The following is a 10,206-nucleotide window of genomic DNA, read 5'->3' as shown; positions in this document are numbered from 1 at the left end:
TTCCTGAATGTTGACATTGAATTTGATTTCCTTTTTTTCCATTTCTTTTTCTTGGGTTTTGGGAGCATTGCAAAAGCAAAGTGTTCCTAAGATTAGCGATACCATTACCGCATTACTGATTGATTTCATTTTTTGTTTTTTTGGTGGTTATATTAGCATCCCTGACCATAATAGGCGTCTTTTCCATGTTTCCTTTCAAAGTGCTTTCGGATAAGCGAATCTTTCAATCTTGGTGCATTGGGATTGATCTGTAAGGTAAGATAGGCCATTTTTGCTATCTCTTCCAATACTTTACTATTATAAACTGCCTTAGCTGCATCTTTTCCCCAAGCAAATGGTCCATGGTTGCCTATCAGCACCATTTCCACCTCTTTGGGATTCAGTTTTTTTTCTTCAAAAATATCCAAAATCTGCTGCCCGGTATTATGTTCATAATCTCCCTGAATTAATTCATCTGACATCGGAGGTGCACAGGGAATGTCAGCAGTCAAATGGTCGGCATGGGTTGTCCCAAAAATCGGGATGTCCAATTGTGACTGCGCCCAGGCAACAGCATAGGTGGAATGGGTATGACAAATCCCTCCGATATGGTCCCAATGTTTATATAAAAAAGCATGGGTCTTGGTATCGGAAGATGGTCTCATTGATCCTTCCACAATGTTGTTGTCAAAATCCACAATAACAATATCCTCTACTTTCAAATCTTCATAAGGAACCCCACTCGGCTTAATGGCAAATACCCCCTTTTCCCGGTCCGCTGCGCTTACGTTGCCAAATGTATAGACGACGAGGTTGAGGGTGGGCAAGTCCATGTTTGATTCGTAACATTTTTGCTTAAGTTCTTCGTACATTTATGATTTAAAATTTTAGATTGATGATTTTAGATTTTAGATTTAGATCAGAACGAATTTAGGTTTTCCTAATATTAGTATTTTTGGAATTAACTGATTTATTCTTAATGGTTTTTAGCTACTGACAAATATGGCTGTTAACTCGTTGGCTTCTTTTAGGAGATCTTTAACATCAACCCAACCTTTTTCCTCGACAATTTCCAGCCAATAACAACTTTCGTCTGATTCCTCTAATACAACTTGTAATTTAGAGATAAATTCATTGTTACTTCGTGACCTGCAAACTGCCCTGTAGTTTGCTCCTACCGATGTTCCTGATTTCACCAATTGATTAATAATTATCCTTGATGAAATTGTATTCGGCAAATTTTCCGCAAGGTCGATTACATCAATTGAAAATTTCTTGGTTCTGGATTTCATTTGATTTTGCATGGTATAAAAATTTAGATTAGAAAAATGATTACATCAACAATTTAATCATTCTACACTTCCCAATCTAAAATCTACCATCTAATATCTAAAATTATTCACCTTCAATAAGTCCTCCAAACCCCAAATACTCCCCATAAAGCTTCTCATAAACCCCCACAGTCCCCTCAATCGGCTCATACACTTCATCAAATCCATTTCCCATGGCTTTGATGGCGGATTGGGTGTCGGGGTGGATGCCGGCGGCTACTGATGCGTACATGGCGGCACCAAGGGCGGGGGCTTGATCTGAAGAGGCCACTTTGATGGGCATATTGAGTACATCTGCGAGGGTCTGCATGACCAAGGTGGACTTTTTAGCTACGCCTCCCAAACCGATTACATTATCTATTTTGATGCCCTCTTCTCTGAACCTTTCCACAATTCTCTTTGATCCAAAAGCAATTGCTTCCACCAAGGATTTAAATATCCTAGGAGCATCTGAACCCATATTGAGGTTTCTAATAGCTCCTTTCAAAGATTGATTAGCATCAGGTGTTCTTCGTCCATTGATCCAATCCAAGGCTACAATGCTTGACTCAGCAACAGGTATGGCCAATGCTTCTTCTGATAGTTTTATAATCAGTTGATCTTCCAGTTCGGATTTCAGTTTTTCTTTTTGCTCTTGACTGAGTGTTGAACTTTCCTCAATCAATTCCAAAGATGGTTTGATCAACAGGTTTTTGAACCAAGCCAGAACATCTCCAAATCCTGATTGTCCGGCTTCCAGGCCGATCGTACCGGGAATCACGGAACCGTCCACTTGACCACAGATCCCGGGGATCAATTTATTACCAAGCGTCTCCTTATCTGTAACCATGATATCGCAAGTGGATGTACCCATTACTTTGATCAGGGTATTAGCTGTAACCTCTCCTCCTACCGCTCCGGCATGGGCATCAAATGTTCCCACAGCGACCACAACATCAGTAGAAAGCCCAAGTTTAGCTGCCCAAGATTCACTTAATTTTCCTGCTACTTCATCTGAAGTGTAGGTATCTGTATATAGTCTGTCTTTCAGGTCAGCAAGATATGGATCAAACTTTCCCAGAAATTCCTTAGGAGGCAGCCCGCCCCAGCTTTCATGCCACAGGGCTTTGTGTCCAGCCGCGCATCTGCTTCTTTTCAAGGTTAAAGGATCTTTACATCCAATCAATTGCGCAGTGATAAAATCACAGTGTTCCATCCAAGAAAAGGCTGCATTTTTTACGGCTTCATCTTCGCGTATGACATGCAGGATTTTTGCCCAAAACCATTCCGAAGAATAAATTCCTCCTTCATATTTGGTATAATCTTCCCCTCCCCAAGTCCGGGCCACATGGTTGATTTCATCTGCCTCAGCGATGGCCGTATGGTCCTTCCAAAGTACCATCATGGCATTTGGGTTTTCGGAAAACTCAGGCTTCAAGGCCAAAGACTGTCCATTTTCATCCACTGGCATGGGAGAAGATCCTGTGGTGTCCACGCAGATCGCTTTGATTTGAGTAGGAGATATGCTTGATTTAGAGATCACATTTTTAATGGTGGACTCCAGACCCTCCAAATGGTCTGATGGGTGTTGCCTGAATTGATTGCTTACCGGATTACAGTATTTACCTTTTTTCCACCTTGGATACCAAAAAACATCTTCGGCAAGAGTTTCTCCATTCGAAGTATTTACCAGAACTGCCCTGACAGAGTCTGTGCCATAATCTAGGCCTATTACAAATTTTTCGTTCATGACTTAGGATATTTTACCAAACTGACAATTATTCTAGAATGGTGATTCTAAAAGATTATTTTACCCTGACCATCAGGATTGATTTTGCGGGAACAGCTATTTTCATTGATTCCTTGGACAGCTTAAAATCTTTGAATCCGGTTGGCTTTACCACTTCTTTCTTTTCAAATGAATTATAAGAATTGATTTCCGGTGCCGTTAGTATTGTTGCAGTAACTGATTTTGCATCCATACCTCTCAAAAGAACATCCAGGTCAATCTTCTTATCAGGATTGATATTGGCAATACTGATATTGACTGTTCCGTCTTCAGATTTGGAGGTGGATACATTTAGCGATTCCATTTTTTCGCTGCCAATACTTAATTCCTCTGAAGTCAGGTGATGGGACAATAGCAATGCATCTTTATGCGGTTTGTACATATCAAAAATATGATAAGTAGGAGTGAGTAACATCTCGTTGTCATTGGTCAAAATAATGGCCTGAAGGACATTGACTGTTTGGGCAATGTTGGCCATGTGAACCCTATCTGCATGCTTGTTGAAAATATTTAGAGAAATGGCCGCAACAAATGCATCTCTAAGGGTATTTTGCTGATAAAGAAAACCGGGATTGGTACCCGGTTCCACATCAAACCATGTTCCCCATTCGTCAAAGATAATTCCTACTTTCTTTTCCGGATCATATTGATCCATAATTGCACCATGTCGAACAATCAATTCCTCAATTTTAGCTGCTTTGCTTAGGGTAACCAAATAGGTTGCTTTGTCAAAATCGGTTGCCGAGGTTTTGTTCTGCCACGTACCGGTCACTGTATAATAGTGTAATGAAAGGCCATCCATCATGGATATTGGAATATTCCTCATCAACACTTCTGTCCAATTGTAATCAAAACTGTTTGCCCCTCCTGCTATTTTGTACAACTTATTGGCACCATAATCTCTGGCATATGTAGCATACCTTCTATATTCATTGGCATAATATTCAGCAGTCATATTTCCACCACAGCCCCAGTTTTCATTACCCACTCCCCAATACTTGATGTTCCAAGGTTCTTCATGTCCATTTTTCTTTCTCAGATTGGACATGGGGCTGACACCATCAAAGTTGATGTATTCTATCCATTTGGACATTTCTTCCACCGAACCACTGCCCACATTTCCGGTAATGTAAGGTTCAGCCCCGATCTTTTTTGCAAAATTCATGAACTCATGAGTTCCAAATGAATTGTCTTCAACGACACCACCCCAATGGGTATTGACCATCATGGGCCTGTCTTTTGGATCACCGATTCCATCTGTCCAATGGTATTCATCCGCAAAGCAACCTCCCGGCCATCTCAGATTCGGTATTTCCAGGTTTTGGATAGCTTTCATCACATCCAATCTATAGCCATCTTCATTTGGAATTTCCGAATCAGGACCAACCCAGATTCCACCATAGATATTCCTTCCCAAATGCTCGGCAAAGTGGCCGTAGATGTGTCGGTTGATTACAACTCCGGTTTGATCGGTATTGACTATAAGCCGGTTGTTTTGGGCACTGCCTACTAAAGTGACCAACATTGCCATCAAAAGAAAAGGAACCTTTAATAAGTTTTTATTCATGATTATTTTGAAGTTTTATAGGATATCGCATTTACTCAATTCAACAAATAATAAATATGTGGTTTCAATAATTTGAATTTGCCAAGCCAAGTTTTTGAATACGAATATTGAAATTTTCTATCCATATGGCAAATTTTAAATGTATATTGTACACTAATTGTATTGGAATTTAAATAAAAATGCCTAAAAAATGATTGGGAATAGCTAAAAATCGACTTTTAAAATATTTCTTTGGATTTACAAAAACTTAATATAGTTATATTTGTCGGAATAGTTAATTTATTTAAAAAATGAAATACTCAAATCAGACCCGGATTCTAGTTGCCATAGACAGCATTATTTTTGGCTTCGATGGATCGGATTACAAAATTTTATTGATTCAGAGGGGTTTCGCACCGGAGAAAGAAAAATGGAGTCTTATGGGTGGTTTTGTCCAAATCAATGAATCTGTAGATGAAGCAGCCGACAGGATTCTCAAGCAACTTACTGGTTTGGAGGATGTATATCTGGAACAATTACAGGTTTTTGGAACACCTGACAGAGACCCTATCGAAAGGGTTATAGCAGTGGCTTATGTTGCCTTGATTGATATAAAGAAATACCAACAACAGATCAATGATGATTTTCATGCAAGATGGTTTTTGATCAAAGACTTACCGAAACTTATTTTTGATCATGAAGAAATGGTGAAAACTGCTTTGGACAGGTTGCGATATAAAGCAATGTTTCATCCTATCCTTTTTGAACTCCTACCTGATAAATTCACCCTTCCACAACTTCAGACAATGTATGAAAGTCTCTTTGATATTAAAATTGACAAGAGAAACTTCAGCAGAAAAATATTATCTACAAGCTTATTGAAAAAGGAAAAAGACAAAGATAAGTCTAGTAGTAAAAAGGGCGCATATTTTTACAGCCTAGATGAGGAATATTACAGGGAAAAATTCCAGAGTATATTGAATTTTATTCCAAGAAATGAAATCCCAATGCTCAACGAGTAATTATTTACTCATATATTTTTATTTTAAAAAAATTATGGTGTATTTATGACACTTAAATATCAATTCCTTAGTTTTCCTTTTTACCTATAAATCTAAAAAAATGAATAGCTTGAAGCAAAACGAGGTGTGGTTTGTCACAGGTAGTCAACATCTTTATGGCGATGAGACGCTTAGGCAAGTAGCTGAACATTCACTTATTATTTCCAAGGAACTTAATAATTCCGCCCTAATCAGTGTAAGTGTTATTTTCAAACCCACAGTCAAAACTCCGGAAGAAATTTTTGCGATTTGCCAAGAGGCGAACCAATCTGACACCTGTATTGGTCTGATTACGTGGATGCATACTTTTTCACCTGCGAAAATGTGGATTTCAGGTTTGAAGATTTTGACCAAGCCCCTACTCCATCTTCATACTCAATTCAACAGGGATATTCCTTGGGATTCCATCGACATGGATTTTATGAATCTCAATCAAAGTGCCCATGGGGACAGGGAATTTGGCTTTATGATTTCCAGAATGAAAATTAACCGTAAGGTGGTTGTAGGACATTGGGAAGACATAAATGTAAAATCCCAAATTGATTCCTGGGCAAGGGCTGCTTCCGCATGGAAGGATTGGCAAAGTGCAAAATTCGCGAGATTTGGTGACAACATGCGAAATGTGGCCGTCACCGAAGGCGATAAAGTCGAGGCCGAATTGAGATTTGGTTTTGCAGTGAATACCCATCCTGTAGGTGATCTGGTTCAGGTAATCAATTCAATTTCTGAAAATGAGATAGATCAATTGGTGGCAGAATATGAAGAATCCTATACACTTTCCAGAAATCTACTGAAAGACGGAAACCGAAGAACTTCACTTCTTGATGCAGCCAAAATCGAACTGGGTATGCGTAAATTCCTCAGCGAGGGAGGTTTCAAAGGATTCACAAATACTTTTGAGGATTTGCATGGAATGAAACAACTACCGGGCATTGGCACTCAAAGGCTAATGGCAGAAGGATATGGATATGCCGGTGAAGGTGATTGGAAAACCGCTGCATTGGTCAGGGCCATGAAAGTGATGGGGACAGGTCTTGAAGGTGGAAATGCCTTTATGGAAGATTATACTTACCATTTTGAACCGGATAACAATCTGGTATTGGGCGCGCATATGTTGGAAGTTGATCCTGTGCTGGCCAATGGAAAACCAAGTTGTGAGGTTCATCCTTTGGGAATTGGCGGTAAAGAAGACCCAGTAAGATTGGTGTTTAATGGTAAATCAGGTCCATCACTCAATGCCTCCCTTGTGGATATGGGCAACAGGTTCAGGTTGGTGGTCAATGCAGTTGAAGCAGTTGAACCACAATATGACCTGCCGAAACTTCCTGTGGCCAGGGTCATGTGGAAACCCCTGCCCGATATGAATACCGCTTGTGCGGCATGGATTTATGCAGGAGGTGCACACCATACCTGCTTCAGTCAGAACCTGACAACGGAACATTTATCTGATTTTGCTTCCATTGCAGGAGTGGAGAATATTGTGATCGATACCAATACAAACCTGAGACAATTTCAAAATGAGCTTAAATGGAGTGAAGTCTATTATAAGGTATTCGATAAATAATTTATAATTTGCAGGCTATCTACAAATTGATAATCCAAATAGAATGCAACCCAACTTCAAAAAAGATATCCTGCCCCACTTAATAGGTGTAGTTATTTTTTACCTGATTGTACTGTTCTATTTCTCTCCGGCCGTTATTGATGGCAAGATCCTTTTTCAATATGACATTCTTCAATGGGAAGGTGCTGCAAAGGAAATTATGGATTATAGGACAGAAACAGGTGAAGAAGCCCTATGGACAAACAGGCTATTTGGAGGAATGCCTTCTTATCTGGTAAGTTTTGAAATCCCCGGAGATATCACCAATTTCCTAACCAAGGTTTTTACCCTGGGACTCCCCCACCCCGTCAATTCGCTGTTTTTTGGCATGGTCTCCATGTATATCCTGTTGCTGGGTTTCAAAGTCAGGCCTGAATTTTCAATTCCCGGAGCCATTGCTTTTGCCTTCAACACTTTTCATGTGATCAGTTTGGATGCCGGGCATAATGCCAAAATCTGGGCAATCTGTCTGATACCATTGATTCTGGCAGGAATCCATTTGGCATTTTCAGGGAAAAGGATTTTAGGATTGGCCCTTTTTGCGTTTGGTCTTATGCTCCAATTGAAATTCAACCATTTGCAGATCACCTATTATACTGTCCTGATAGTAGCCATATATGGGCTTTTTCAGGTGATCGAAGCATTTAAGAACAAGGGGTTACCTGAATTGGGGAAAACAATGCTGGTTTTGGTTCTGGGTGCTGTTTTGGCTGTTGGCGCCAACCTCAGCCGATTTGCGACAGTGCTGGAATATGGGACATATTCAACAAGAGGAACTTCCAATCTGACATCCACTTCTGATCCCTCCCAACAGGGACTTGATAAGGATTATGCTTTCAATTGGTCTCAGGGAAAATTAGAAACCCTCACACTATTGGTCCCTTATTTATACGGAGGTGCAAGTGTGGAACCACTTCTCAAGAATTCCAAATCTGAGGAAGCACTGAGGTCTTATGGTGCGCAACAGGATCAGATCAGGGATTTTATTCAAAATGGCAGAACCTATTGGGGGGATCAACCTGGCACAGGCGGGCCGAGTTATGGGGGGGCAATTATGATCTTCTTTTTTGTTCTTGGATTGCTGTTTGCACCAAGCAAAGAAAAATACATTTTCCTATCCATTACGCTATTGTCCATCATATTGGCTTGGGGTAAAAATCTGGAATGGTTCAACTATGCAGTTTTCGATTACTTGCTTGGATACAACAAATTTAGGGCAGTTACCATGGGACTTTCCATGGCTTTATTTGCCATTCCTGTTTTGGGAAGTTTAGGCCTAGAGCACCTTTTTAGAACTCAAGATCAAAAAGTTCTGACCAAAAACATATTGATCGCATTAGGGGCAAGTGCGGGTTTGGCTTTGTTTTTTGCGGTATTTGCGGGAATGTTTAGCTTTAGAGGACAGGTGGATGCCAATTTCCCAGATTGGCTTGCTGAAGCACTGCAGGAGGACAGAAAATCGATCATGCGGAACAGTGCTTTCAAAAGTGTCCTATTCATCCTGCTTTCTGCAGGATTGATATGGGCAGCTTTAAAAAACAAAATATCAACCCAAGTGGCCGGGTTGGCAATCGCAGCCATCTTGGTGATCGATCTTTGGATGATCAACAAGAGATACCTCAATGAGGATGCCTTTCAATATAGTCCCAAAGAACAGTTCTTTGCCAAAAGTCCTGCTGATGAAAGAATCCTTGCTGATAAAGGTTATTTCAGGGTGTTGAATCTGGAAAATCCATTTAATGATGCCCGGACCAGTTATTATTTCAACAGTATCGGCGGATACCACGGTGCCAAAATGAAACGGTATCAGGAAATGATAGAAAATGTCATCAGTCCTGAAATTCAAGCATTTATCCAAAAGGCCCAGGAAGGTGATTTTGATTGGGAAGGTCTGAATTCCCTGAACATGTTGAACACTAAATACATCATGGCAGGAAAAGCTGAAAATGCGGTGTTTGTGAACCCCCAATTAAATGGTTATGCCTGGTTTCCTTCCAGTATACAAAATGTGATCACAGATGAAGAGGAAATCAACCTGGTCGCAACCATGGACACAAAATCCACTGCAACGGTCAATGAAAAAGACTTTGGTAAGGTTCAATCAGGTAATGGCAATATAGACCTCAACCAAATCAGCCCGAATGAACTCACTTATTCAATCAATGCAGAAAAAGGGGGATTGGTGGTCTTCTCTGAGATCTACTATCCGATTGGCTGGAAAGCATTCGTCAACGGTGAGGAAACCGATATCATCAGGACAAATTACCTATTGAGGGGAATTGTGGTTCCTGACGGACAATCGGAAGTTCAAATGGTTTTTGAACCGGCAAGTTACTATGCCACAAAAACATGGGTGGTAGTATTTCAATACCTGACAGTTCTTTTACTGATAGGAAGTATAGGTTTCACTTTTTACCAAGCCAATAAAAACTCCTGATTGATGCGAAAGCCAAAGTTACTGCTGGTAACTCCCTCTTTTCAATCCTTTGTTTTGCAGGACATTAAAATCCTAAGCAAAAAGTACGACCTGACCATCGATACTTACAACTGGAAAAGAAAAGAGTTAGCCCCGGTATTTATGATCTTACAATTTTTCAATCTGCTGGTGAATATTGGAAGTGTGAATGTTATTTTGGTGCATTTTGGAGGGTATTGGTCCTTCTTCCCAAGTTTATTGGGAATGCTGTTCCGAAAGCCGGTCTATATCATACTTCACGGAACTGATTGCGCATCAATTCCCGAGTTGAATTATGGAAGTCTGAGAATCCCCCTTTTGAAATGGTTCTGCGAAAAATCCTATGAATGGGCTACAGTCCTTTTTCCGGTCAGCCAATCCCTGGTGAATTCGGGCAATGATTTTTTCTCAAAAGGAAATATCATCAATAATGGATTTCAATATCATTTCCCCCGCCTCAGAA

At 40.2% G+C, this 10,206-nt stretch carries 7 protein-coding genes and 1 pseudogene; 4 read left to right on the top strand and 4 right to left on the bottom strand.

Annotation, left to right across the window (positions count from 1 at the left end):
- Window positions 1-152: 152 nt before the first annotated feature.
- From ACEW8O_RS14400 to ACEW8O_RS14385, 4 genes are all read right to left on the bottom strand, one after another.
- Window positions 153-851 carry an L-ribulose-5-phosphate 4-epimerase gene (locus ACEW8O_RS14400; protein WP_373495324.1) on the bottom strand — a complete coding sequence of 233 codons (699 nt, stop codon included), beginning with the start codon at window positions 849-851 and terminating at the stop codon, window positions 153-155.
- A 114-nt stretch (window positions 852-965) separates the two neighbouring features.
- Window positions 966-1,283 carry a four helix bundle protein gene (locus tag ACEW8O_RS14395; protein ID WP_373495323.1) on the bottom strand — a complete coding sequence of 106 codons (318 nt, stop codon included), beginning with the start codon at window positions 1,281-1,283 and terminating at the stop codon, window positions 966-968.
- A 91-nt stretch (window positions 1,284-1,374) separates the two neighbouring features.
- Window positions 1,375-3,039, bottom strand: a complete 1,665-nt coding sequence (locus tag ACEW8O_RS14390; RefSeq protein WP_373495322.1) for a ribulokinase — start codon at window positions 3,037-3,039, stop codon at window positions 1,375-1,377.
- Between the two features lie 55 nt (window positions 3,040-3,094).
- Window positions 3,095-4,645: an alpha-N-arabinofuranosidase gene (locus tag ACEW8O_RS14385; RefSeq protein ID WP_373495321.1), complete on the bottom strand. Its 1,551-nt coding sequence runs from the start codon at window positions 4,643-4,645 to the stop codon at window positions 3,095-3,097.
- Window positions 4,646-4,935: 290 nt separating this feature from the next.
- On the opposite strand from ACEW8O_RS14385, the gene ACEW8O_RS14380 reads away from it, so the two are divergent.
- The 4 genes and pseudogenes from ACEW8O_RS14380 to ACEW8O_RS14365 form a co-directional block, all read left to right on the top strand.
- Window positions 4,936-5,646: an NrtR DNA-binding winged helix domain-containing protein gene (locus ACEW8O_RS14380; RefSeq protein ID WP_373495320.1), complete on the top strand. Its 711-nt coding sequence runs from the start codon at window positions 4,936-4,938 to the stop codon at window positions 5,644-5,646.
- A gap of 100 nt (window positions 5,647-5,746) precedes the next feature.
- A complete protein-coding gene (gene araA, locus ACEW8O_RS14375; RefSeq protein WP_373495319.1) occupies window positions 5,747-7,249 on the top strand; it encodes an L-arabinose isomerase in 1,503 nt (500 codons plus the stop codon).
- A 43-nt stretch (window positions 7,250-7,292) separates the two neighbouring features.
- Window positions 7,293-9,725 (top strand): hypothetical protein, encoded by a 2,433-nt coding sequence (locus tag ACEW8O_RS14370; protein ID WP_373495318.1) that lies wholly within the window; start codon window positions 7,293-7,295, stop codon window positions 9,723-9,725.
- A 3-nt stretch (window positions 9,726-9,728) separates the two neighbouring features.
- Window positions 9,729-10,206, top strand: a pseudogene (locus tag ACEW8O_RS14365) (glycosyl transferase family 1); the annotation flags it as partial.

It is taken from the genome of Aquiflexum sp. (assembly GCF_041749095.1).
Classification (GTDB): domain Bacteria; phylum Bacteroidota; class Bacteroidia; order Cytophagales; family Cyclobacteriaceae; genus Aquiflexum.
This window is presented reverse-complemented; position numbering and strand designations above follow the sequence as displayed.